Origin of the sequence: Paracoccus halophilus (assembly GCF_000763905.1) — a bacterium.
GTDB classification, from domain to species: Bacteria; Pseudomonadota; Alphaproteobacteria; order Rhodobacterales; family Rhodobacteraceae; genus Paracoccus; species Paracoccus halophilus.
On the sequence record NZ_JRKN01000015.1, the window covers coordinates 26,919 to 50,330 of the forward strand.

Genomic DNA, 23,412 nt, shown 5'->3' on the forward strand with positions numbered 1-23,412 from the left:
CAATCTTTCATCGGCATGGATCGCCCGCGCTCTGGCGCTTGTCAACGCGGGCAGGGCGCTTGCCCGACTCGGGTCCGGTGGCGCAGGATTTGTCTTGGGCGGCCAAAGAAAGCTTGACTCGGGGAGGGGCGACAGGCATTTTCCGGATTAAATGAACGATCGTTCAATAAATGGAGGGCGTCACGATGTTCACGCGGGGTATGGAATTCGATCTGGGCGAGGATGTGAATGCGCTGCGCGATACGGTGCATCGCTGGGCGCAGGAACGGGTCAAGCCGCTGGCGGCCGAGGTGGACCGCAAGAATGCGTTCCCCAATGAGCTGTGGACCGAAATGGGCGAGCTTGGCCTGCTGGGCATCACCGTCGCGGAGGAATTCGGCGGCTCGGGCATGGGCTATCTGGCCCATGTCGTCGCGACCGAGGAAATCGCGCGGGCCAGCGCCAGCATCAGCCTGTCCTATGGCGCGCATTCGAATCTGTGCGTGAACCAGATCAAGCTGAACGGCAGCGCGGCGCAGCGCGCGAAATACCTGCCCGATCTGTGCTCGGGCCGCGCCGTCGGCGCGCTGGCCATGTCCGAGGAGGGCGCCGGCAGCGATGTCGTCGGCATGAAGCTGCGGGCCGAGAAAAAGAACGACCGCTATGTGCTGAACGGCAACAAGTACTGGATCACCAACGCGCCCGACGCGCAGACGCTGGTGGTCTATGCCAAGACCGACCCCGAGGCGGGCAGCAAGGGCATCACCGCCTTTGTCGTCGAGCGCGGCATGGCGGGCTTTTCGACCGGCCCGCATTTCGACAAGCTGGGCATGCGCGGCTCGAACACGGGCGAGCTGATCTTCGAGAATTGCGAGGTCCCGTTCGAGAATGTCCTGGGCGAGGAAGGCCGCGGCGTGCGCGTGCTGATGTCGGGGCTGGATTACGAACGGCTGGTCCTGTCGGGCATCGGCACCGGCATCATCGCGGCCTGTCTGGACGAGGTGATGCCCTATATCCGCGACCGCAAGCAGTTCGGCCAGCCGATCGGTTCCTTCCAACTGATGCAGGGCAAGATCGCCGACATGTATGTCGCGCTGAACACCGCGCGCGCCTATATCTACGAGGTGGCGCGGGCCTGCGACGCGGGCAAGGTCACACGCCAGGATGCGGCGGGTGCCGTGCTTTACGCCAGCGAACAGGCCATGGTGCAGGCCCATCAGGCGGTGCAGGCCCTGGGCGGCGCGGGCTTTCTGAACGACAGCGTGGTCAGCCGCCTGTTCCGCGACGCCAAGCTGATGGAGATCGGCGCCGGCACATCGGAAATCCGCCGCATGCTGATCGGCCGTGAACTGATGGCGCTGGCATGAGGCCTATGGCGCGCGTGCCGGTTCTGCCCGACCGTTGCCCGGCGCCGGTCACGCGCATTTCGGGCGCGCGTTACCGCCATGCCGCGCTGCGGATGGGCCGCGCGGGCGGCAAGGGGTACCCCGCAGGATACCCCTCTCCGACCCGCAGGGCGGGCTCAGAACTTCATCACATAGCTGATGCCGACGACCACGGGATCGACATCGACCTCACCGATATCGGCGCCGTTCAGCTCGACATCGGCGTCGATATCGATCCAGCGCAGATCGGCACGAAGCGCGCCCCGCTCCGAGATCCAGTAATCGGCGCCCACATGCGCGGCCAGACCCCAGCTGTTCTTGACCCGCAGGTCGCTGCCTTCCAGCGGGCCACGGGCATCGGCATCGAAAAAGCCGGTGAAGTTGACACCGACACCGAGGAACGGCTTGAACTGCGGCGTGACGTCAAAGTGATACTGCAACGAGACCACCGGCGGCAATTGCTTGACCGTGCCGATCTCGGTTCCGTTCGACTCGATCGAATGTCTGAAGGGCAGGGCGCCCAGGACCTCGATGCCGATATTGTCGCGGATGAAATATTCAAAGGTGATGGTCGGCCGGGTGTTGTCGTCGATATCGGTCGGCACCGTACCGCCGACCAGATCGCCATTGTCGGATTTGGGATTCACATTGGCGATACCCAGGCCCAGCGTCCATTCGCCCTGCGATTGCGCAAGCGCGGGCGTGGCCCAGGCAAACCCCGAGGCGAGCACTGTCGCGGCTGTCAGCAGATGGCGTGTCATGTCTGTCCTCTCGTCTTGATGTCCGGCAGCACAGAACAGGTTTTCGTGTCGCGCAGCTTTGATCTGTATCAACCCGGGACCGGATGGGCGCCCGTTGCGACAACCTGGCGCAGGGCCTGCCCATGCCGCCGGACAACCCGCCAGGACCCCGAAAAACGCGAGGACATGGAATGAAGCTGCAATCCTCGGTCATCCCCACATCCGACGCCTTCCGCGCCAATCGCCAGGCGCATCTGGAGATGCTGGACACCGCGCGCGCGGCGGCGCTGGCGGCGGCGGCCGGCGGCGGCGACAAGGCCATGGCGCGCCACACCGGCCGCGGCAAGATGCCGCCGCGCGAAAGGGTGGCGAATCTGCTCGACCCCGGCTCGCCCTTTCTGGAAATCGGGACCGTGGCGGCGCATGGCATGTATGACGGCGCGGCTCCCGGCGCGGGGCTGATCGCCGGGATCGGCCGCGTCCACGGCCAGGACGTGATGGTCGTCGCCAATGACGCCACGGTCAAGGGCGGCACCTATTACCCGATGACGGTGAAAAAGCACCTGCGCGCGCAGGAAATCGCGCAGGAATGCCGTCTGCCCTGCATCTATCTGGTCGATTCCGGCGGCGCGAACCTGCCCAATCAGGACGAGGTCTTTCCCGACCGCGACCATTTCGGCCGGATCTTCTACAATCAGGCGCAGATGTCGGCGCAGGGCATCGCCCAGATCGCCGTGGTCATGGGTTCCTGCACGGCGGGCGGGGCTTACGTTCCGGCCATGTCCGATGTCACCATCATCGTGCGCGATCAGGGCACGATCTTCCTCGCCGGCCCGCCCTTGGTCAGGGCCGCCACCGGCGAGGTGGTCAGCGCCGAGGATCTGGGCGGCGGCGACGTCCATACCCGCCTGTCCGGCGTGGCCGATTACCTGGCCGAGGATGACGCCCATGCGCTGGCCATGGCCCGCCGCGCCATCGGCAACCTCAACCGCGCAAACGCGCCGGCAATCGCCTGGCAGGCACCCGAAGACCCCGCCTATGACCCCGAGGAAATCCTGGGCGCCGTCCCCGCCGATCTGCGCACCCCCTATGACATCCGCGAGGTGATCGCGCGCGTCGTGGACGGCTCGCGCTTCGACGAGTTCAAGGCGCGCTTCGGCGAAACCCTGGTGACCGGCTTCGCCCATGTCCAGGGCTGCCCGGTCGGCATCATCGCCAATAACGGCGTGATCTTCTCCGAGGCGGCGCAAAAGGGCGCGCATTTCATCGAGCTTTGCTCGATGCGGAACATCCCGCTCGTGTTCCTGCAGAATGTCACCGGCTTCATGGTCGGGCGCAAATACGAAAACGAAGGCATCGCGCGCCATGGCGCCAAGATGGTGACGGCGGTGGCGACCACCAATGTACCGAAAATCACCATGCTGGTCGGGGGCAGCTTCGGCGCCGGCAATTACGGCATGGCGGGGCGCGCCTATGGCCCGCGTTTCCTCTGGACCTGGCCCAATTCGCGCATCTCGGTCATGGGCGGCGAACAGGCGGCGGGCGTCCTTGCCACCGTGCGGCGCGACGGGATCGAGCGCGCCGGCGGCACATGGTCCGCCGAGGAAGAGGCCGAATTCAAGCGCCCCACCATCGAGATGTTCGAACGCCAGAGCCACCCGCTTTACGCCTCGGCCCGGCTCTGGGACGATGGCATCGTCGATCCGCGCATGACGCGCGAGGTGCTGGCCCTGTCCCTGCGCGCCAGCCTGAACGCGCCCATCGCGCCGACGCGTTTCGGCATATTCCGGATGTAAGGAAAATGGCGATGGCCGGAAAACTGCTGCTGCCGCTTCTGCTGACCGCCTGCGCCGCGCAGGCCGATGAAACGGCCTTGCTGCGGGCCGCCGCACGCGGCGACGCCGCGGCGGTCCGGAGCGAAATCGCGGCGGGCAGCCTGATCGAGGCACGCAACGACAAGGGTGAGACGGCGCTGATGCTCGCCACCCGCGCAAACCATGTCGAGGCAGCGCGGGCGCTGATCGAGGCAGGTGCCGATGTGAACGCCAGGGACGCGATCGAGGACACGCCCTATCTCTATGCCGGCGCGCGCGGCCATCAGGAGATCCTGCTGATGACGCTGGAACGCGGCGCGGATCTCGCGGACCTTAACCGCTTCGGCGGCACCGCGCTCATCCCGGCGGCCGAGCGCGGCCATGTCGAAACCGTCCGCATATTGCTCCGGGCCGGGGTCGATCCCGATCATGTCAACAATCTGGGCTGGACCGCGCTGATGGAGGCGGTCGTCCTTGGCGATGGCGGCGCGCGCCAGCAGCAGGTCGTGGCGGCCTTGCTGGACGGCGGCGCCGATCCCGACATTCCCGATTTCGACGGCGTGACGCCGCTGCAGCATGCGCGCAGGATGGGGTTTCGGGCCATGGCTGAACTGATCGCAAAGGGGGGCGGCAGGTGATCGATATCTGGCTGGGCAATATCACCACGCTGGCCGTCGATGCCATCGTCAACGCTGCGAACCCCTCGCTTCTGGGCGGCGGCGGCGTCGATGGCGCGATCCACCGTGCGGCCGGCCCCGGCCTGCTGGCGGAATGCCGCAAGCTCGGCGGCTGCCCCACCGGCGAGGCACGCATCACCACCGGCCATGACCTGCCCGCGCGCCATGTCATCCACACCGTCGGCCCGGTCTGGCATGGCGGCGCCCGGGACGAGGACGCGCTGCTCGCCGCCGCCTATCGCAACAGCCTCGCCCTCGCGCATGAATACCGGCTGCAGACGATCGCCTTTCCGGCCATCTCGACCGGCATATACGGCTTTCCACCCGAGCGCGCCGCCCGCATCGCCATCCGCACGATCCGCGCCCATGCCGGGACCCTTGCCGTCACCCTTGTCGCCTTCGACGCGACCAGCGCCGCCACCCTCGAAAAGGCCCTGATATGAGCCTTTCTTCTTCATGCAAATATCCCGCGGGGGTCCGGGGGCGCGAAGCCCCCGGCTGCCGCCAGCGAAGGGAACCGTTATGTTCCATAAGATTCTGATCGCCAATCGCGGTGAAATCGCCTGCCGCGTCATCGACACGGCCCGCAGGCTGGGCATCCGCACGGTCGCGGTCTGGTCCGATGCCGACCGCGCCGCGCGCCATGTCGCCATGGCCGATGAGGCGGTCCATATCGGCGGCCCGGCGCCCAGGGACAGCTATCTGCGCGGCGATGCCATCATCCGCGCCGCCCGGGAAACCGGCGCCCAGGCCATTCACCCGGGCTATGGTTTCCTCAGCGAGAACCCGGATTTCGTGGACGCCGTGACCGAAGCCGGGCTGACCTTCATCGGCCCTTCGGCCATGGCGATCCGCAGGATGGGCCTCAAGGACGCGGCCAAGGCGCTGATGGAAAAGGCGGGCGTTCCGGTCGTGCCCGGCTATCACGGCGAAAACCAGGACCCCGCGCATCTGGCCGCGCAGGCGGACACCATCGGCTATCCGGTGCTGATCAAGGCCGTGGCCGGCGGCGGCGGCAAGGGCATGCGGCTGGTCGAGCGGCCGGCCGATTTCGCCCCGGCACTCGACTCCGCGCAGGGCGAGGCCGCGACCGCCTTCGGCAACCCGGCCGTGCTGATCGAGAAATATATCCAGCAGCCCCGCCATATCGAGGTGCAGGTCTTCGGCGACGGCACCCGCGCGGTGCATCTGTTCGAACGCGACTGCTCGCTCCAGCGCCGCCACCAGAAGGTGATCGAGGAAGCCCCGGCCCCCGGCATGACCGATGAGATGCGCGCCGCCATGGGCGCCGCCGCCACCCGCGCCGCCGAGGCGATCGGCTACGCCGGCGCCGGCACCGTGGAATTCATCGTCGATGGCGCGGACGGGCTGCGCCCCGACGGCTTCTGGTTCATGGAGATGAACACCCGCCTGCAGGTCGAACATCCGGTGACCGAACTGATCACCGGCATCGATCTGGTCGAATGGCAGCTGCGCGTCGCCTCGGGCGAGGGGCTGCCCGCCACCCAAGACCAGCTTTCGATCAGCGGCCATGCCTTCGAGGCGCGGCTCTACGCCGAGGATGTCGCCGCCGGTTTCCTGCCCGCCACGGGAACCCTTGCGCATCTGCGCTTTCCCGATCACGCCCGGATCGAAACCGGGGTGCGGCCCGGCGATACGATCAGCCCCTGGTACGATCCGATGATCGCCAAGGTGGTGACGCATGGCGCCACCCGCGCCATTGCCCTGCGCGCGCTGGAAACCGCGCTGGCCGATACCGAGGTTGCGGGCGCGGTCACCAATCTCGATTTCCTGATCGCCCTGACCCGGCATGCGGGCTTTGCCCGGGGCGAGGTCGATACCGGGCTGATCGGCCGCGATCTCGATGCGCTGTCCCTCGCCGCCGAACCCGATCCGGCCTGCCGGGCGCTGGCGGTGCTGGGCCTTGCCGGCTTGCAGGACCCGACCGTACGCGGCGGCATCACGCTGTGGCAGCCGCTGCGCCGCACCATCGCATGGCAGGGCGGCGAGGCCGTGATCGAGGTCTTTGGCCCGGGCCGGGCGCGCGTCACGCTGGGCGACGCCACGCATGAGATCGCGCATGAGGGCGGGCGCTGGTGGGTCGATGACCGGCCGCGCAACTGGCGCATCGTCAACCATGCGGCCGGCACCAGCGTCTTTGGCGGGCGCTCGCTGACGCTGACCCCGCTGGACCCATTGGCGCGCGGCGGTGCCGAGGCGGGCGGCGGGCTGACGCTTTCGCCCATGCCCGGCCTGGTCAAGGCGGTCTTCGTCGTGCCGGGGCAGGAGGTTACCGCCGGCGACCGGCTGGCCGTGCTTGAGGCGATGAAGATGGAACATACCCTGACCGCCGCCCGCGACGGGCGCGTGGCCGAGGTTCTGGCCGGACCCGGCGATCAGGTCGAGGCCGGCGCGCCGCTGATCCGGCTGGAGGAAGAGGATGACTGAGCCGATGCCGATGCCGCAGGCCGAAATCTTCGAGGTCGGGCCGCGCGACGGGTTGCAGAACGAAAAGCGCCTGATCCCGGCGGCGGACAAGATCGCGCTGGTCGATCTGCTGTCACGCGCCGGGTTCCGGCGCATCGAGGTGACCAGCTTCGTCAGCCCGAAATGGGTGCCGCAGCTGGCGGACGCGGCCGAGGTCATGGCCGGGATCGCGCGCCTGCCGGGTATCCGCTACGCGGTGCTCACCCCGAATCTGCGCGGCTATGAGGGCGCCCGCGCCGCGCGCGCCGATGAGATCGCGATTTTCGCATCCGCCTCGGAGGGGTTTTCCCGCGCCAATCTGAACGCGTCCGTCGCTGAAAGCCTCGAGCGTTTCGCGCCTGTCGCGGGGGCCGCCGCAACAGACGGGCTGCCGGTGCGCGGCTATGTCTCGATGGTGACGGATTGCCCCTTTGACGGCCCGGTTCCGCCCGGCAATGTCGCCCGCGTCGCCGCCGCGCTGCGCGATATGGGCTGCTACGAGATCAGCCTTGGCGATACGATCGGGCAGGGCCGGCCCGAGACCGTTGATGCCATGCTGAAGGCCGTTCTCGCGGAATTGCCGCCCGACAGGCTGGCCGGGCATTTCCACGACACGACCGGCCGGGCGCTGGACAATATCGACGCCAGCCTTGCGCGCGGCTTGCGGGTCTTCGACGCTGCCGCCGGGGGCCTGGGCGGCTGCCCCTATGCGCCCGGCGCGCGCGGCAATGTCGCCAGCGAAAAGGTCGCCCGGCATCTGGCCGCGCGGGGCTATCGGACCGGGCTGGATCTCGATGTGATCGACAGAGCGGCAATCATGGCGCAGGCCATGCGGGCAGGAGGTGAATGATGGAAACCATCCGGATCGAGCGCGACGACCGCGGCGTGGCCCATCTGTGGCTGGCCCGCGCGGACAAGCACAACGCCCTGTCAGCGCGGATGATCCGCGAACTGGCGCAGGCCGCGCGGCAACTGGCGGACGACTCCGCGATACGCGTCGTCGTGCTGGCGGCCGAGGGCCGAAGCTTCTGCGCCGGCGGTGATCTGGGCTGGATGCAGGACCAGATGCGCGCGGATCGCCAGACCCGCCGCGCGGGCGCGCGTGAACTCGCGCAGATGCTGAACCTGCTGAACCTGCTGCCGAAACCTCTGATCGCGCGGGTGCATGGCAATGCCTTCGGCGGCGGAATCGGCATGATCTCGGTCTGCGATGTCGCCATTTGCACGCCCGGGGCGCGTTTCGGGCTGACCGAAACCCGGCTGGGCCTGATCCCCGCCACCATCGGCCCCTATGTCCTGGCCCGCATGGGCGAGGACAGGGCAAGGCGCGTCTTCATGTCGGGCCGCCTGTTCGACGCCGAAGAGGCGCTGCGCCTGAACCTGATCGCGGCCATGGCCGCTCCCGAGGCGCTGGATGCGGCGGTCGAGGCCGAGATCCTGCCCTATCTGGACTGCGCGCCGGGCGCGGTGGCGGCGGCCAAGCGGCTGGCCCGCCGCCTTGGCCCGGCGATCGGCGAGGCCGAGATCGAGGCCAGCATCGAGGCCCTGGTCGAGGTCTGGGAGGGCGACGAGGCCCCCGAGGGCATCGCGGCCTTTTTTGACAGGCGCAAGCCGCGCTGGCAGGCGTGACGCGACATTTGCGCGCAGCGCATGGATGCCCTGCCATCAAGGCATGGTGACGGCGGCGGGGTTTCCTGTTATCGCAAACGGCGACCCCGACAGCCTCAAGCCTGAACATCGAAGGTGCCGCCATGCAGCCGCAGCCGAACCTGAAACTTGCGATCCTTGCCCTGGGCCTTGGCGCCTTTGCCATCGGCACCTCGGAATTCGCGGCGATGGGACTCTTGCCCTGGTACGCCGCCGACCTTGCGGTCACCGAGCCGCAGGCGGGGCATGTCGTCAGCGCCTATGCGCTTGGCGTGGTGGTGGGCGCGCCGATCACCTCGATCCTGGGGGCCAAGCTGCCGCGGCGGCGCTATCTGGCGGCGCTGATCGCGCTATACGGGGCGGTGAACCTGCTGGCGGCGGTGCTGCCGGGCTATGGCACGCTGGTGGGGATGCGCTTTCTGGCCGGGCTGCCACATGGCGGCTATCTGGGCGTGGCGATGCTGTTTGCCGCCGATGCCATGCCGCGCGAACAGCGCGCGAGGGGCATCACCCAGGTCCTGCTGGGCCTGACCATCGCAAATATCGCCGGTGTGCCGCTGGCCGGCATGCTGGGGCAGGGGCTGGGCTGGCGTTGGGGATTCGCGCTGCCCGGTGTTCTGGCGCTGATCGCCGGCTGGCTGATCCTGCGGCTGGCGCCGAGCGTGGGCGTGAACAGGACCGCGCGGCCGATGGACGAGCTGAAGGCGTTGCGCAACCCCTCGGTCATCCTGATCCTGCTGGTCGGTGCCATCGGCTTTGGTGGTCTTTTCGCGGTTTATTCCTATCTGTCGGCGGCCATGCTCGCCACCGCGCAGCCGCCCGGCTGGGCGGTTCCCGCCATGCTGTCGGCATTCGGCATCGGCGGTACGCTGGGCAGCATTCTGGCGGCGCGGCTGACCATGCGCCATGGCACCTGGGGCGCGGGTTTCCGGCTGATGGCCTTCATGGCGATGACGCAGGGATTCGCCTCCTATGCGGTGGGCAACTGGTGGCTGATGGTGCTGTCCTCGTTGCTGCTGGGGCTGGGCTCGGGCATGGTGGTGCCCTTGCAGACCCGGCTGATGGATGTCGCGGGCGAGGCGCAATCCATGGCAGCCGCGATGAACCACGCGGCCTTCAACGCCGCCAATGCCCTGGGGCCCTGGCTGGCCGGGCTGGCGCTGGCCGCGGGCTGGGGCTGGCGATCCTCGGGGATGGTCGCCGTGGCGCTGTCAGTCGCGGGGCTCATGGCCTTTGCTCTGGCCTGCTATCATGCCCGGGCTTTCGGGGACGGAATGCAGGATCACCCGGCGCGAATTTGACGCGAATTCCCGCCGCCACGAAATGAACAGCACATAGCCGACGGTCAGGAACAGCCCCAGCGGTCCGGCCAGCCATCCTAATGCGGCCAGCGCGAAATAGACGCAGCGCAGCCCGGAATTGAAGCTGCGCGCTGCGGTGATGTTGATTTCGGCCGCCTGCAGCGCCGCGGGCAGGGCGCGCGGATCGCTTTCGTCATTGGGGACCGAGGCCATCATCACCGCGCAATAGCCGAACAGCCGGTGCGACCAGACAAAGCGCAGCAGCGCATTGGCCACGAAAAACAGCACCACGACGATCTTGATTTCCCATTTCAGCGCCGGCACCTGCTCAAGGTCGAACTGCCGCGCGACGCCGGCGATCTGGTCGGTATTGCCGATCAGCGCCAGGCCGCCGCCCACCGCGATCATGCAGGCCGAGGCAAAGAAGGCCGTGCCCTCGCGCAGGCTGGTCAGGATATTGGCGTCGAATATGCGCGGATCGCGGGTGATGAAATGGCGCATCCATTCGCGGCGATAATCCTTCATCAGCACCGAGACCGAGGGCCGGTTCTTCGGCGGATGCTCGGTGATCCAGCCAATGCCCAGCCAGGCCGCGAACAGCCAGATCAGCGCGCCGATATCGGCCAGGCTGAAGGGACCGGGAAGGGAAAACGCGATGTCCATGCCGCGACTAATAGTCACGCCCGGGCGATATTGCCAAGTCCCGATGCCGTGCCTAGGTGACGGCGACGAACGCAACACATAAACCCGAGGGTGATCATGGCAGCGCCGCACGCAATTCACGAGGAATTTCCGAACCAGGCCCAACGCATCCACGAGCTGAAGGTATCGGATGCGCATTTTGCCCGCCTCCTGCAGGAATATGACGAGATAAACGATCAGGTCTTTGGCGCCGAAAGCCGGCACGTCCCGATGTCGGAAGAGGCCGAGGTGGCGTTGCGCAAGAAGCGCGCCGCGCTCAAGGATGAAATCGCCCGGATGCTCTCGGCCGCCTGAGCCGCGGCATCATCCGCAGTCACCGGAGGCCGCGCCCCGTCACGGGCGCGGCTTTCGCATATGCGGTCACATGTTTCGTAATGCCCGGGGGCTTGAAAAGGCGTGCGGACAATCCCAAGTGAATCGCTGCCGGATGGCCAGCAGGCGCCGGCGGATCTGCCCGCCCGACAACCGGGGGGCAACCTTTTGTATCGCTTGGGAAAGGATGCGAATGATGCGCAATTTTGATTTGACCCCGCTTTATCGTGCCTCGGTCGGTTTCGACCGGATGGCGGATGTTCTGGACCGGACGCTGTCGGCCGATATCGCGAGCTACCCCCCCTACAATATAGAAAAGACCGGCGAGAATGCCTATCGCATTTCCATCGCCGTCGCCGGTTTCGGCGTCGATGACCTGAATGTCGAGGTCAAGGAAGGTGCGGTGATCGTTTCGGGCCGTAAGGCGCCCGAGGATGACAGCCGCAGCTATCTGCACCGCGGCATCGCCACCCGCGCGTTCGAGCGCCGCTTTACGCTGGCCGATCATGTCCGCGTCGCCGGCGCCAGCCACGAGGACGGCATGCTGAATATCGACCTTGTGCGCGAAGTGCCCGAGGCGCTCAAGCCGCGCAGGATCGAAATCGCCAGATCGGTGAAATCGGTCGAGAAACTGGACGCCTGATCCCGGATCGAACGCATCCGGGCGCTGCCCCGGATTGCGGAATTTCCGGACAGGAAAGCAGGGGCGCGGGGTTTTCCGTGCCCCATTTCATATGAGCCGGCGCCCTTGCGCCCGGCGATTCGGGTCGATGCCGCGGCAGGCGGCCTTTCCGGGGATGACCGGATCGGCAAGTCGGCGGCAAGCCGCGCAGCGGCGCCCGCCGCCATGGAAATGATACGGGCGCAAGGGCGCCGGCCGCGTTGCCCTTGTGTTTCGGTTGCCGCCACCGGCGCGGGATGCCAAGCTGCGGCAAATTACGGAAAGGGGCGAAGATGAAAGTTCGTTATCTGCACACCATGATCCGCGTGAAGGATCTGGAAAAGACAATCGAGTTCTTCCGGTTGCTGGGGCTTGAGGAGACGCGGCGCATCGACAATGACAAGGGCCGGTTCACGCTGGTCTTCCTGGCGCCGCCCGGTCAGCATGAATGCCCGGTCGAACTGACCTATAACTGGGATGGGGATGACGGCCTGCCCTCGGACAGCCGGCATTTCGGACATCTGGCCTATCGGGTCGAGAATATTTACGAGATGTGCCAGAAGCTGGCCGATGCGGGCGTGACGATCAATCGCCCGCCGCGCGACGGGCATATGGCTTTCGTGCGCAGCCCGGACAATATCTCGATCGAACTCCTGCAGGAGGGCGAACACCTGCCGCCGCAGGAGCCCTGGGCCAGCATGGAAAACACCGGCCACTGGTAATTGGCCGCGCCGCATTGTCGGGCCGCGTCGCCGGGCGTTAAGCGCAGGCGATTGGCTCGGCAATGCCGTGCGTTTTTCCAGCGATCCCTTCGCGGCGGTATCGGAACAGGTGGCCGGCATGGTTCGGGATAGGTCTTGTCACGCAAATTGCAGACCGGCCGGGGCTCAATAGATGTAACGGATCTGTTCCGCCCAGAAACGTTCGATCCGCCGCCATTGCAGGTTGACCGTTTCGATGGGCGGGTCGTCCAGAACGCCCGAGAGATCCAGCCCCTCGGCGTGGCGGGCGAAAAGCTCGGCCACGCGGTCGCGCATCTCCTGCCCGCTCGGGGTCAGGCGCACCTTGACCGAGCGGCGATCCATATCGCAACGCTCATGGTGGACATAGCCCAGATCGACCAGCTTCCTGAGGTTATAGGAGACGTTCGATCCCTGATACATGCCGCGCGAGCGCAGCTCGCCCGCCGTCACCTCGGCCGTGCCGAGATTGTAGATCAGCAGCGCCTGAACCGGCGTCAGGTCCGACTGGCCCAGCCGCTCGAACTCGTCCTTGACCAGATCCAGCAGCAGCCGGTGCAGCCTTTCCAGGATCTGCAGGCTTTCAAGATAGGCCCCGGTTCTGTTGTCATGCGGCACGGGGCGCAGGGCGGGCACCGATCGGGCAGGGCTGCTCTGAGGCATATGCGGTTTCCGTCTGAGGGATCGTTTCAGCCAGCATGCCGCAAAATCCCCAAGCTTCGGTTAACCCGCGCGTATTTCGCTAAAATTGCCGCTATTTCGCCAGACGCTCGCGGGCGAAGTCGGCGATCCGGTCCAGCAGGGGCAACAGCGGCTCGGGGCCGGGACGGGCATCGCCCAGCCGCGCGGTGATCCAGGGGTAAAGATCCTGATCGTTCTCGGTCAGCAATGCCTCGTAAAGATCCAGTTCGGCCGGGGTCAGCCGCTCAAGTTCGCTGTCCGAGAAAGGGCCCAGAATCAGGTCCATCTCTTTCGTGCCGCGCCGCCAGCTGCGCATCCGCAACCGTTTCAGCCTTGTTTCGTTATCTGTCACGCCTGTCCCCGGCTTGTCTGTCTGCGGCAGCTGTGCCTATGGTCCGGGCACACCAGTCGCAGGATGAAGTTGATGCGCTTTTTGTCCCAGACGCTTGCCCGCGTCAAACCCTCGCCCACGATCGCGATCACCGGCCGCGCCCAGGAACTGACGGCCGAGGGCCGCGATGTCATCACCCTGTCCGCCGGCGAGCCGGATTTCGACACGCCCGAACATATCCGCGAGGCCGCGAAGGCCGCGATCGACGCCGGGCGCACGCGCTATACCGCCGTCGACGGCATTCCCGAACTCAAGCGCGCGGTGTGCGAGAAATTCGCGCGCGAGAACGGGCTGGACTATGAACCCGCGCAGGTCAGCATCGGCACGGGCGGCAAGCAGATCCTTTACAATGCGCTGATGGCCACGCTGAACCCCGGCGACGAGGTGATCATTCCCGCGCCCTACTGGGTCAGCTATCCCGATATGGTGCTGCTTGCCGGCGGCACGCCGGTGATCGTGGCCGCCAGCATGCAGGACGGCTATCGCATCGCGCCCGATCAGCTGGAGGCCGCGATCACGCCCCGCACCAAATGGGTGATCCTGAATTCGCCCTCGAACCCTTCGGGGGCAGGCTACGGCGCCGACCACATGCGCGCGCTGACCGAGGTGCTGATGCGTCATCCCCAAGTCTGGGTGCTGACCGACGACATCTATGAACATCTGGTCTTTGATGATTTCCGCTTCGTGACGCCGGCGCAGATCGAGCCGGGGCTGAAGGGCCGCACGCTGACCATGAACGGGGTCAGCAAGGCCTATGCCATGACCGGCTGGCGCATCGGCTATGGCGCGGGCCCGGTCGAGCTGATCCGGGCGATGGCCAAGCTGCAATCGCAATCGACCTCGAATCCCTGCTCGATCAGCCAATATGCCGCGCTGGCGGCACTGACCGGGTCGCAGGACTATATCGCGACCAGCCGCGCCGCGTTCCAGCGCCGCCGCGATCTGGTGGTCGCGGCGCTGAATGCCTGTCCCGGGATTTCCTGCCCGGTGCCGCAGGGGGCGTTCTATGTCTATCCCTCGATCCGCGAACTGATCGGCAGGACCTCGGCCGGCGGCACGGTGATCGCGGATGACGAGGCATTCGCCACCGCGCTGCTGAACGAGACCGGCGTGGCGGTCGTCTTTGGCGCGGCCTTCGGCCTCAGCCCGCATTTCCGGTTCTCTTACGCCGCCTCGGATGAGGTGCTGGCCGATGCCTGCGCCAGGATCCGCAGATTTTGCGAAGGGATGCGCTAGCGGCGCTCTGATCCGCGGGGTCGCTGCCACAGATAGCGGCGCAACCGGCCGGCGATCCGCAAGCTGCGCGCCTTTTTGCCGGACGAAATCGCCTGCGACCCCGGTCAGGCGGGGCCGCAGGCTATCCCGACTGGGGGGTCAGGATATGAAATGCTGCGGCCGGGTCAGGTTTTCGGGACGCAGGATCGCGTCCAGCCGCTCCTTGGGCAGCAGGTTCTTTTCCAGCACCAGATCATAGACGCCGCGCCCGGTCAGATGCGCCTCGGTTGCGACCTCGGTGGCGGCGGCATAGCCGATATAGGGGTTCAGCGCGGTGACGATGCCGATCGAGTTGCGCACCGTCTCGCGCAGCACCTCGCGATTGGCGGTGATGCCGCGCACGCAGTTCACCTCCAGCGTTTCGCAGGCGGCGATCAGATGGCTCAGCGAGCGAAAGGCGCTATAGGCGATCACCGGCTCAAAGGCGTTCAGCTGCAGCTGCCCGCCCTCGGCCGCCATGGCGATGGTCATGTCATTGCCGATCACCTCGAAGGCGACCTGATTGACCACTTCGGGGATCACCGGGTTCACCTTGCCCGGCATGATCGAGGAGCCGGCCTGTTTGGCGGGCAGGTTGATCTCGTTCAGGCCCGCCCGCGGCCCCGAGGACAGCAGCCGCAGATCGTTGCAGATCTTGGACAGCTTGACCGCGACGCGCTTGAGCACGCCCGAGACCTGCACGAAGGCGCCGGTATCCTGCGTCGCCTCGACCAGATCGGCTGCGGTAATGACCGGGATCAGCGTGATCTCGTCCAGCCGCGCGCGCACCCTTTCGGCATATTCGGGATGGGCGGTGATGCCGGTGCCGATGGCGGTGGCGCCCAGATTGATCTCGCACATCAGCTGCGCGGCTTCGGCCAGGCGCTGCTCGTCCTCGGCGATGGTGATGGCATAGGCGTTGAATTCCTGGCCCAGCGTCATCGGCACCGCCTCCTGCAGCTGGGTGCGGCCCATTTTCAGGATATCGGCGAATTCCTCGGCCTTTTCGGCGAATGCCCCCCGCAACGAGGCCAGCGCCGCGATCAGGTTCTGCAGGCCGCGCCAGGTCGCGATGCGCAGCGCCGTCGGATAGACGTCATTGGTCGACTGGCTCATGTTCACATGCTCGTTGGGGTGCAGGAGTTTATATTCCCCCTTGGCATGGCCCATGATTTCCAGCGCGCGGTTGGCGATGACCTCGTTGGCGTTCATATTGGTCGAGGTGCCGGCGCCGCCCTGGATCTGGTCGACGACGAACTGGTCGTGCAGGTGATTGGCGCGGATCTCCTGGCAGGCAGCGATGATCGCATCGGCGCGTTCGCGCGACAGCAGGCCCAGATCGGCATTGGCCATGGCGGCGGCCTGCTTGATCGCGGCAAGGGCGCGGACCAGTTCGGGGACATCGCCGATCGGCTGGCCCGAGATCGGGAAATTCTCGACCGCGCGCAGCGAATGGACGCCCCAATAGGCATCTTCGGGCACTTCGCGGTCACCAAGCAAGTCATGTTCGAGGCGGGTTTTTTTCATTATCATTGTCCTGACCGCATGACCGCAGAGCCCGCCTTTGGCGGGGCCCGGGTGGCATGCGGGATTATCCTGAAGCTGTTTCGATGTCGCGGGATGTCTGATCCCTGTCATGACAATCTAGGCGCGTTTTTGTGACGGCGCCAATGCCAAGTCATGCTGGGTTATTCGGATTTCGCATAACCTTTGCCCAGTTCGGCCGCTGCCTGCCAGACCCGTCCGGTGATGCCGCGTCCGCGCGCGGCGTTGCGGTAAAGCCGGATCTCCATCGGCAGTTCCGGGGCGACGACCTCCAGCTGGCGGGCGGCCAGTTCCGCCTCGACCAGGCGTCGCGGCAGCCAGACCACGCCATGCCCGGCCACCGCCATGCTTTTCATCGCCTCGGCCATCGAGGATTCGTCGGTATGGGCGACATAGGTTTTCGGCGCGCCGGGCCGGGCCAGCGCGATCCGGGCCATGGCGTTCAGGAACGAGCCGCGGGAATATTTCAGCATCGGCATGCCCTCGGTCTTCCATTCCTCGGGCCAGCCGGGGCGGGCGACAGCGACGAGGCTGTCCTGGCCGACGGTCAGATGCGGATAGCCCGCCGGGTCCAGCGGGATATTCACCTGCGGATGGGCATAGGTCAGAAAGAAGTCATAGCCGCCTTCGGTCAGCGAGGCGATGCAGCGGTCGAAATTTTCCGGTTTCACGCGGCTGGTCATCTGGCCGGCGACCGATTTCAGCCGCATCAGCCAGCCGGGCAGGAAGGTCACCGTCAGGCTGTGCAGCGACAGAAAGGAAATCTCGCCGCCATGGTTGCGCGCATGGTCACGAAACTCGGCCCGCCGGGCATGGATCATGCGCACGGTTTCCTCGGCGGTTTCGCGAAACAGCACGCCCTCGGGGGTCAGGGTGACGGGATAGCTTTCGCGGGACAGAAGATCGGTGCCCAGCCATTCCTCAAGCGCGCGGATGCGGCGGCTGAAGGCGCTTTGCGTGACGCCGCGCAGCTCGGCCGATCGCGAGAAGCTGTGCGTCTCGGCCAGGGTCAGGAAATCCTCGAGCCATTTGAAATCCATCCGCGTCCTCCTGTTGCCGCTTTATCCGGGCGGCATGGGCGACGCCATGGAAAGATGCGCGTCAGAACAGGAATTCGTCGGGATAGGCGGGGGCCACGAAGCCGCTGCCGGTCGACAGCGCGACGACGGTCGCATCGTCCCCGAAGGCCACGATATCGGCCAGCCCGTCGCCATTGACATCGGCGAGCCGGCGTTCGTGGCTGCCGACCAGCCAGCCGTCGAGATATCCGAAATCCCCCGACCACTGTTCGGAGGGTAGGAAGCCCGTGCCATCGGACAGCGCGACATGGACGCCCCCCTCGCCAAAGCCGACCAGATCGTCGCGCCCGTCGCCATTGACATCGGCCAGCGTGCGGATATGGCGGTCATTGCGCCAGCCGCCGGACAATGCGCCGAAATCGCCGCTCCAGCGCGCGCCCGTGGCAAAGCCGTCGCCCTCGGACAGCGCAACGAAGACCGCGTTGTCGCCGAAGGCCAAGATATCGGCGCGTCCGTCGCCATCGACATCACCCGCGAGGCGGACATGGCGCGCGACGCGCCAGCCGTCCCGAAACCCGAAATCATCCGACCATTCCGCCAGCCGGCCCAGAGCGGTGCCGCTGGACAGGCTGACCCAGATGCCGTTCTGGCCAAAGCCGACCACATCGTCCATGCCGTCGCCATTGACATCGGCCAGTTCGCGTTCATGGCGGTTGACCCGCCATCCGCCGGCACGGTAGCCGAAATTTCCGATCCACAGCCCGCCATCCTGAAAGCCGCTGCCGTCGGACAGCGCGACAAGGGCGCCCGGGTCGCCGAAAGCAACGATATCGGCGCGCCCGTCGCCATTGACATCACCCATTTCGCGATCGTGATGCGCGACGCGCCAGCCGGTGCTCCAGTTGTAATCCTCGGCCCATATCGCGGCATTGCCGAAATAGGCTGTGCCCGCCGTGGCCACCAGAACGCTGCGCGCGCCGAAACCAACCACATCCGCGCGACCGTCGCCATCGGTATCGGCCAGGTCGCGCACATGCCGGCTGGCGCGCCAGCCGCTGGAACTGTCGAAGTCGAGGCTCCACAGTTCCGCGATATCCGAGACCCGATATTCACGCTGCATCCAGTCGTAATAGCTGGGCCCGAAGATCGGGCTGCCATCCGCGGCCGTGCCGGTCCAGACTGCGGGGTCATGCACGCCGTAAGCCTCGAAGGCGCGGAAATACAGATCCATCAGCCCGTCATCGGGCAGGTTGGCCGCCAGCAGCCGCGTGCCATAGCCGACATAGGCCGCAAGGCTGTGCTCGCCGTCATAGCCCTGCCCGGCAAGGCTGGCGAACAGCGAGGCATGGCGATGATCGCTGTGCTCGATGCCCGACAGCAGGCTCACATGATCCTGGACCAGAATATCGCTGGGCTGGTGGATCTGCATCAGCTGCTGCATCACCGCGACCAGTTCGGCGCGGGAATAGCTGTTGGCGCCGTCGACGGTCTGCATCTCGTCGATGGCGCCGGTCCAGAGCCGCTCCAGGCTGTCATTGCCATAGCGCTCGGACCCGGCCCCGAAGCGAAACCCGTCCGGCGCGCGCAGGAAATACAGCCGCACGTCCGGCTGGCTGGCCAGATAGCTGCTGGCGATGCTGAAATTGCTGTCGCCGATATCGATTTCGACCGTTTCGGTCACCCAGTCCGAGCGGCCGGTATAGACCGAATAGGCGGCGCGCGCGCCATCCTCGCGGCCCAGCCAGTAGGCCGCGTCGCGCCCGGCATCGCCGGCGGTGACAAAGACCGTGGTCAGCGGCTCGCCCCGCGACAGGGCGGCCCCGATCTGCTGGTTCATGAACAGGATGTCATCGTCCTCATGCGAGACGAAGATCATGTTTGCGGCGGTCACGCCCTCGGGCCGGGACGGTTCTGGCACGATAACGACTCGTTAAAGTTGAATAAAATTAACCTCTATAAAACTGTAATATTACCCGACGGAAAAGCAATAACGCGTTGCCCATACTGCTGAAAGTACAGGTCACGACTGCCCGCGCCTGCCGGGAAGGCGGGTTTTCTCTGAACCGTTATGTTCGGCGATATTTCGCTGGCCGATCGCTCAGGACGCGGTCCAGTGCTGTTCGACCACCGCCTCCATCGAGACATAGCTGCTGGTCGCATGGATATAGGGCAGCGCCGAGATGCTTTCGGCCATGATACGGCGGAAATCCGTCATGTCGCGAGAGCGCACCTTGAGCAGATAGTCGAAGCCGCCGGCGATCATGTAGCATTCCTCGATATCGGGGATGGCGCGGACGGCGGCGTTGAATTCCTCCAGCGCCTTCTGCCGCGTGTCGGAAAGCCGCACCTCGATATAGGTGACATGGGTCAGGCCCAGCTTCAGCGGCGACAGGATGGCGCGATAGCCGGTGATCAGGCCGATCTGCTCCATCTGCTTGATGCGCAGGGCGACGGGCGTCTTGGACAGGCCGACCTTGCGCGCCAGTTCGGTGATCGGAATCCGGGCATTGGTGGCAAGCTCATGCAGGATTTTCCGGTTGGTGCTGTCCAGGATATCTTCCATGGTTCGGTATTCCCGCAATTTTTGTTATGTTGGTCTAGGATTTTGGCATATTATGGTCACATGGTCCACGGCGTTCCGGCTATGACGGATGCCAGACCGGAGGAGATTCCCATGCCCGACAGCACCCTTGCCGCCCTCGGCCCCGATGCGAAATTCCAGTCCGAGGCCGCGCTGCTCGACCGTCTGGTGGCCGAGGCCGCGCTGGACGCCGGGGCGCGTGCCGCCATCACTGCCCGCGCCGCCGATCTGGTGCGCCGCATCCGCAGCGAGGCGAAGCCCACGCTGATGGAGCATTTCCTGTCCGAATACGGGCTGTCCACACGCGAGGGCGTCGCCCTGATGTGCCTGGCCGAGGCGATGCTGCGCGTGCCCGACCGGGGCACCATCGACGCGCTGATCGAGGACAAGATCGCGCCCTCGGACTGGGGCAGGCACCTGGGCGAGGCGTCCTCGTCGCTGGTCAATGCCTCGACCTGGGCATTGATGCTGACCGGCAAGGTGCTGGACGACGATCAGGGCGGCATCGCCGGCACGCTACGCGGCGCGATCCGGCGGCTGGGCGAGCCGGTGATCCGCACCGCCGTCGGCCGCGTCATGAAGGAAATGGGCCGTCAGTTCGTGCTGGGCGAGACCATTCAGAAGGCGCTCGACCGCGCGAAAACGGAAGAGGCTCGGGGCTTTACCTACAGCTATGACATGCTGGGCGAGGCGGCGATGACCGGCGCGGACGCCGCGCGCTATGCCCGCGATTATTCCGACGCCATCGCCGCCATCGCGAAAGCCTGCGACAAGGGCTCGGTCGAGATGAATCCGGGCATCTCGATCAAGCTGTCGGCGCTGCATCCCCGCTATGAGGTGGCGCAGGAAAAGCGCGTCATGGCCGAGCTGGTGCCGGTGGTGCTGGCGCTGGCGCGGCAGGCCAAGGCGGCCGGCATGGGCATGAATATCGACGCCGAGGAACAGGACCGGCTGGTCATCTCGCTCAAGGTGATCGAGGCGGTGCTGTCCGATCCCTCGCTGGCCGGCTGGGACGGGTTCGGCGTGGTCGTGCAGGCTTACGGCAAGCGCGCGGGCCAGACGCTCGACTGGCTTTACGATCTGGCCACGCGGCTGGACCGCAGGATCATGGTGCGGCTGGTCAAGGGCGCCTATTGGGACACCGAGATCAAGCGCGCCCAGGTCGAGGGGCTGCCGGGCTTTGCGCTGTTCACCAGCAAGGTCGCGACCGATGTCAGCTATATCGCCAATGCCCGCAAGCTGATCGGTTACGCAGACCGCATCTATCCGCAATTCGCCACGCACAACGCCCAGACGGTGGCCGCGATTCTGGAAATGACCGGGGATATCTCCTTTGAGTTCCAGCGCCTGCATGGCATGGGCGAGCGGCTGCACGATATCGTCATCAAGGATCATAACGGCCGCTGCCGGATCTATGCCCCGGTCGGCGCGCATCGCGACCTGCTGGCCTATCTGGTGCGGCGCTTGCTGGAAAATGGCGCGAACTCGTCCTTTGTGCATCAGATCGTCGATGAATCGGTCAGCCCCGAAGAGGTCGCCCGCGACCCGTTCGAGGCGCTGGCCGATGCGCAGGCCCCCGCCGGTCTGGTCGCGCCCGATGCGATCTTTGGCGAAGGGCGGCGCAATTCGCAGGGCCATGACCTCTCCGACGAGGCCACGCTGGCCCGGATCGAGGCCGCCCGCGCCTGCGATATTCCCGACGCGGAGCCGCTGACCGTCCGTCCGGCCACCGGCACCCGCGTTCCGGTGCTGAACCCGGCAAGCGGCGACGAGGTCGCCCATGTGCTCGAAGCCGACAGCGAAACCGTTTCCCGCGCCATCGAGGACGCACGTATCTGGGACGCTCCGGCCGCCGAGCGTGCCGAGGTGCTGCGCCGCGCCGCCGATCTCTACGAGGAGAATTACGGCCCGATCTTTGCCACGCTGGCGCGCGAGGCCGGGAAGATCCTGCCCGATTGCGTGGGCGAAGTGCGCGAAGCCGTGGATTTCCTGCGCTATTACGCCGCCGAGGGCGAAGAGGCCACGGCCGCGCCGCGCGGGATCATTACCGCGATCAGCCCGTGGAACTTTCCTCTGGCGATCTTTACCGGCCAGATCGCGGCGGCGCTGATGGCCGGCAATGCGGTGCTGGCCAAACCGGCCGAGCAGACGCCGCTGGTCGCCGCCATTGCCGTGCGTCTCTTGCATCAGGCCGGGGTGCCGGCCCATGCGCTGCAACTGCTGCCGGGGCAGGGGGGCACGGTCGGCGCGGCGCTGACCTCGGATGCGCGTATCAATGGCGTGGTCTTTACCGGCTCGACCGAGACCGCGCAGATCATCGCCGGCGCCATGGCCGCGCATATGGCGCCGGGCACGCCGCTGATCGCAGAAACCGGCGGGCTGAACGCGATGATCGTCGATTCCACCGCGCTGCCGGAACAGGCGGTGCGCGACATCGTCGCCTCCAGCTTCCGCTCGGCCGGGCAGCGCTGTTCGGCGCTGCGCTGCCTTTACGTTCAGGAGGATATCGCGCCGCATCTGATCGCGATGATCAAGGGCGCGATGGATGAGCTTCGCGTGGGCGACCCCTGGCATCTTTCGACCGATGTCGGCCCGGTGATCGACGCCGAGGCCCGTGACGGCATCGACAGCTATACCGAGGCAAACGCCGCCCGCGTCCTGCATCGTGTCTGGGCGCCCCGCAAGGGCCATTTCATCGCCCCCGTGCTGATGAAGGTCAACGGCATCGAGGAGATGGAGCGCGAGATATTCGGCCCGGTCCTGCATGTCGCGACCTTCCGCGCCGACCGGCTGGAGCAGGTGATCGCCGATATCAATGCCCGCGGCTACGGGCTGACCTTCGGCCTGCATACGCGGATCGATTCCCGCGTGCAGGAGGTGACCGAGGCGATCCATGCCGGCAATCTTTACGTCAACCGCAACCAGATCGGCGCGGTGGTCGGCAGCCAGCCCTTTGGCGGCGAGGGGCTTTCGGGAACCGGACCCAAGGCCGGCGGGCCCTTCTACCTGCCGCGCTTTTTCGCACCCGCGCCGGTGCCGGCCGGCACGGAATGGGAACGCGACGCGGATATGGGCGCGCTGGCCCGACGCCCGGCAGAGGCACGGGCACCGATCGCCGAACGGATGATGCCCGGACCGACGGGCGAGCTGAACCGGCTGGTCGTGATCAGCCGCCCGCCGCTGCTATGTCTTGGCCCGGGTCCCAAGGCCGCCGCGGCGCAGGCCGAAGCGGTGCGGGCGCTTGGCGGTCGGGCGCTTGTCGCGGACGGCCGTCTGGCCCCGGATGCCCTGACCGAAATCACCGGCATCTCGGGCGTGATCTGGTGGGGCGGAGCGGATCTCGGCCGCGCCTATGCAAGGGCGTTGGCCGCACGTCAGGGGCCGATCCTGCCGCTGATCTGTGCCGCACCCGATCAGGCGCATGTCGCGCATGAGCGCCATCTTTGCGTCGATACCACCGCCGCCGGTGGCAATGCCGCGCTGCTGGCCGGCTGATCGCCGCCCTGCCGCGAAAGCC

At 66.4% G+C, this 23,412-nt stretch carries 21 protein-coding genes; 13 read left to right on the plus strand and 8 right to left on the minus strand.

Features of this window, described 5'->3' with window-relative positions; all coding sequences use genetic code 11:
• The first annotated feature begins 185 nt into the window (after positions 1-185).
• Positions 186-1,346: an isovaleryl-CoA dehydrogenase gene (locus IT41_RS11555; RefSeq protein WP_036741544.1), complete on the plus strand. Its 1,161-nt coding sequence runs from the start codon at positions 186-188 to the stop codon at positions 1,344-1,346.
• Between the two features lie 155 nt (positions 1,347-1,501).
• Here the strand turns inward: IT41_RS11555 and IT41_RS11560 are convergent, their stop codons facing one another.
• Positions 1,502-2,125 carry an OmpW/AlkL family protein gene (locus IT41_RS11560; protein ID WP_036741445.1) on the minus strand — a complete coding sequence of 208 codons (624 nt, stop codon included), beginning with the start codon at positions 2,123-2,125 and terminating at the stop codon, positions 1,502-1,504.
• Positions 2,126-2,295: 170 nt separating this feature from the next.
• On the opposite strand from IT41_RS11560, the gene IT41_RS11565 reads away from it, so the two are divergent.
• The 7 genes from IT41_RS11565 (at position 2,296) to IT41_RS11595 (ending at position 10,009) form a co-directional block, all read left to right on the plus strand.
• Complete coding sequence (locus IT41_RS11565; protein ID WP_036741447.1) at positions 2,296-3,900, plus strand: carboxyl transferase domain-containing protein; 1,605 nt, start codon at positions 2,296-2,298, stop codon at positions 3,898-3,900.
• Between the two features lie 11 nt (positions 3,901-3,911).
• Complete coding sequence (locus IT41_RS11570; protein ID WP_036741546.1) at positions 3,912-4,556, plus strand: ankyrin repeat domain-containing protein; 645 nt, start codon at positions 3,912-3,914, stop codon at positions 4,554-4,556.
• Positions 4,553-5,038 (plus strand): O-acetyl-ADP-ribose deacetylase, encoded by a 486-nt coding sequence (locus IT41_RS11575; RefSeq protein ID WP_036741450.1) that lies wholly within the window; start codon positions 4,553-4,555, stop codon positions 5,036-5,038. Before IT41_RS11570 ends, IT41_RS11575 begins: the two co-directional genes overlap by 4 nt.
• A 79-nt stretch (positions 5,039-5,117) precedes the next feature.
• A complete protein-coding gene (locus IT41_RS11580) occupies positions 5,118-7,043 on the plus strand; it encodes an ATP-binding protein (protein WP_036741452.1) in 1,926 nt (641 codons plus the stop codon).
• Between the two features lie 10 nt (positions 7,044-7,053).
• Complete coding sequence (locus tag IT41_RS11585; protein ID WP_036741548.1) at positions 7,054-7,911, plus strand: hydroxymethylglutaryl-CoA lyase; 858 nt, start codon at positions 7,054-7,056, stop codon at positions 7,909-7,911.
• The gene (locus IT41_RS11590) at positions 7,908-8,690 is read left to right on the plus strand and encodes a crotonase/enoyl-CoA hydratase family protein (RefSeq protein ID WP_036741455.1); all 783 of its coding nucleotides are present in this window, start codon (positions 7,908-7,910) and stop codon (positions 8,688-8,690) included. The genes IT41_RS11585 and IT41_RS11590 overlap by 4 nt, the downstream gene beginning before the upstream one ends.
• A 122-nt stretch (positions 8,691-8,812) precedes the next feature.
• Positions 8,813-10,009, plus strand: coding sequence for an MFS transporter (locus tag IT41_RS11595; protein WP_036741458.1), 1,197 nt, complete (start codon positions 8,813-8,815; stop codon positions 10,007-10,009).
• On the opposite strand, the gene IT41_RS11600 is transcribed toward IT41_RS11595, so the two are convergent.
• Positions 9,920-10,672, minus strand: a complete 753-nt coding sequence (locus IT41_RS11600; protein ID WP_036741460.1) for a DUF599 domain-containing protein — start codon at positions 10,670-10,672, stop codon at positions 9,920-9,922. The two genes, IT41_RS11595 and IT41_RS11600, sit on opposite strands and share 90 nt — an antisense overlap.
• Positions 10,673-10,768: 96 nt before the next feature.
• Between IT41_RS11600 and IT41_RS11605 the strand changes: the two genes are divergently transcribed.
• The 3 genes from IT41_RS11605 (at position 10,769) to IT41_RS11615 (ending at position 12,406) form a co-directional block, all read left to right on the plus strand.
• Positions 10,769-11,005 (plus strand): YdcH family protein, encoded by a 237-nt coding sequence (locus IT41_RS11605; protein ID WP_036741462.1) that lies wholly within the window; start codon positions 10,769-10,771, stop codon positions 11,003-11,005.
• A 214-nt stretch (positions 11,006-11,219) separates the two neighbouring features.
• On the plus strand, positions 11,220-11,666 hold the full coding sequence (locus IT41_RS11610) for an Hsp20 family protein (RefSeq protein WP_036741550.1): 447 nt from the start codon (positions 11,220-11,222) through the stop codon (positions 11,664-11,666).
• A 311-nt stretch (positions 11,667-11,977) separates the two neighbouring features.
• Positions 11,978-12,406, plus strand: a complete 429-nt coding sequence (locus tag IT41_RS11615) for a VOC family protein (protein ID WP_036741464.1) — start codon at positions 11,978-11,980, stop codon at positions 12,404-12,406.
• 165 nt (positions 12,407-12,571) lie between these two features.
• Here IT41_RS11615 and IT41_RS11620 read toward each other — a convergent pair whose 3' ends face one another.
• Both IT41_RS11620 and IT41_RS11625 read right to left on the minus strand, forming a co-directional pair.
• Complete coding sequence (locus IT41_RS11620) at positions 12,572-13,087, minus strand: MarR family winged helix-turn-helix transcriptional regulator (protein ID WP_036741465.1); 516 nt, start codon at positions 13,085-13,087, stop codon at positions 12,572-12,574.
• A 91-nt stretch (positions 13,088-13,178) separates the two neighbouring features.
• Positions 13,179-13,421, minus strand: a complete 243-nt coding sequence (locus tag IT41_RS11625) for a succinate dehydrogenase assembly factor 2 (RefSeq protein ID WP_052081460.1) — start codon at positions 13,419-13,421, stop codon at positions 13,179-13,181.
• A gap of 108 nt (positions 13,422-13,529) precedes the next feature.
• Between IT41_RS11625 and IT41_RS11630 the strand changes: the two genes are divergently transcribed.
• Positions 13,530-14,732: a pyridoxal phosphate-dependent aminotransferase gene (locus tag IT41_RS11630; protein WP_036741467.1), complete on the plus strand. Its 1,203-nt coding sequence runs from the start codon at positions 13,530-13,532 to the stop codon at positions 14,730-14,732.
• A gap of 138 nt (positions 14,733-14,870) precedes the next feature.
• Here IT41_RS11630 and aspA read toward each other — a convergent pair whose 3' ends face one another.
• The 4 genes from aspA to IT41_RS11650 all read right to left on the minus strand — a co-directional run bounded on the left by aspA (position 14,871) and on the right by IT41_RS11650 (position 19,877).
• Positions 14,871-16,277: an aspartate ammonia-lyase gene (gene aspA, locus IT41_RS11635; protein WP_139221615.1), complete on the minus strand. Its 1,407-nt coding sequence runs from the start codon at positions 16,275-16,277 to the stop codon at positions 14,871-14,873.
• 161 nt (positions 16,278-16,438) lie between these two features.
• The gene (locus IT41_RS11640; RefSeq protein ID WP_036741471.1) at positions 16,439-17,335 is read right to left on the minus strand and encodes a LysR family transcriptional regulator; all 897 of its coding nucleotides are present in this window, start codon (positions 17,333-17,335) and stop codon (positions 16,439-16,441) included.
• Positions 17,336-17,396: 61 nt separating this feature from the next.
• On the minus strand, positions 17,397-19,232 hold the full coding sequence (locus tag IT41_RS19470) for an FG-GAP-like repeat-containing protein (RefSeq protein ID WP_139221614.1): 1,836 nt from the start codon (positions 19,230-19,232) through the stop codon (positions 17,397-17,399).
• Between the two features lie 180 nt (positions 19,233-19,412).
• Positions 19,413-19,877 (minus strand): Lrp/AsnC family transcriptional regulator, encoded by a 465-nt coding sequence (locus IT41_RS11650; RefSeq protein WP_036741472.1) that lies wholly within the window; start codon positions 19,875-19,877, stop codon positions 19,413-19,415.
• Between the two features lie 111 nt (positions 19,878-19,988).
• On the opposite strand from IT41_RS11650, the gene putA reads away from it, so the two are divergent.
• Positions 19,989-23,390, plus strand: coding sequence for a bifunctional proline dehydrogenase/L-glutamate gamma-semialdehyde dehydrogenase PutA (gene putA / locus IT41_RS11655; RefSeq protein ID WP_036741474.1), 3,402 nt, complete (start codon positions 19,989-19,991; stop codon positions 23,388-23,390).
• Positions 23,391-23,412: the final 22 nt, after the last annotated feature.

Bases quoted from the DNA above. Each gene is read 5' to 3' on its own strand.
- IT41_RS11555 (WP_036741544.1), top strand. From the start codon at position 186: ATGTTCACGCGGGGTATGGAATTCGATCTGGGCGAGGATGTGAATGCG.
- IT41_RS11560 (WP_036741445.1), bottom strand. From the start codon at position 2,125: ATGACACGCCATCTGCTGACAGCCGCGACAGTGCTCGCCTCGGGGTTT.
- IT41_RS11565 (WP_036741447.1), top strand. From the start codon at position 2,296: ATGAAGCTGCAATCCTCGGTCATCCCCACATCCGACGCCTTCCGCGCC.
- IT41_RS11570 (WP_036741546.1), top strand. From the start codon at position 3,912: ATGGCCGGAAAACTGCTGCTGCCGCTTCTGCTGACCGCCTGCGCCGCG.
- IT41_RS11580 (WP_036741452.1), top strand. From the start codon at position 5,118: ATGTTCCATAAGATTCTGATCGCCAATCGCGGTGAAATCGCCTGCCGC.
- IT41_RS11585 (WP_036741548.1), top strand. From the start codon at position 7,054: ATGCCGCAGGCCGAAATCTTCGAGGTCGGGCCGCGCGACGGGTTGCAG.
- IT41_RS11590 (WP_036741455.1), top strand. From the start codon at position 7,908: ATGATGGAAACCATCCGGATCGAGCGCGACGACCGCGGCGTGGCCCAT.
- IT41_RS11595 (WP_036741458.1), top strand. From the start codon at position 8,813: ATGCAGCCGCAGCCGAACCTGAAACTTGCGATCCTTGCCCTGGGCCTT.
- IT41_RS11600 (WP_036741460.1), bottom strand. From the start codon at position 10,672: ATGGACATCGCGTTTTCCCTTCCCGGTCCCTTCAGCCTGGCCGATATC.
- IT41_RS11605 (WP_036741462.1), top strand. From the start codon at position 10,769: ATGGCAGCGCCGCACGCAATTCACGAGGAATTTCCGAACCAGGCCCAA.
- IT41_RS11610 (WP_036741550.1), top strand. From the start codon at position 11,220: ATGCGCAATTTTGATTTGACCCCGCTTTATCGTGCCTCGGTCGGTTTC.
- IT41_RS11615 (WP_036741464.1), top strand. From the start codon at position 11,978: ATGAAAGTTCGTTATCTGCACACCATGATCCGCGTGAAGGATCTGGAA.
- IT41_RS11620 (WP_036741465.1), bottom strand. From the start codon at position 13,087: ATGCCTCAGAGCAGCCCTGCCCGATCGGTGCCCGCCCTGCGCCCCGTG.
- IT41_RS11625 (WP_052081460.1), bottom strand. From the start codon at position 13,421: ATGCGCAGCTGGCGGCGCGGCACGAAAGAGATGGACCTGATTCTGGGC.
- IT41_RS11630 (WP_036741467.1), top strand. From the start codon at position 13,530: ATGCGCTTTTTGTCCCAGACGCTTGCCCGCGTCAAACCCTCGCCCACG.
- aspA (WP_139221615.1), bottom strand. From the start codon at position 16,277: ATGAAAAAAACCCGCCTCGAACATGACTTGCTTGGTGACCGCGAAGTG.
- IT41_RS11640 (WP_036741471.1), bottom strand. From the start codon at position 17,335: ATGGATTTCAAATGGCTCGAGGATTTCCTGACCCTGGCCGAGACGCAC.
- IT41_RS11650 (WP_036741472.1), bottom strand. From the start codon at position 19,877: ATGGAAGATATCCTGGACAGCACCAACCGGAAAATCCTGCATGAGCTT.
- putA (WP_036741474.1), top strand. From the start codon at position 19,989: ATGCCCGACAGCACCCTTGCCGCCCTCGGCCCCGATGCGAAATTCCAG.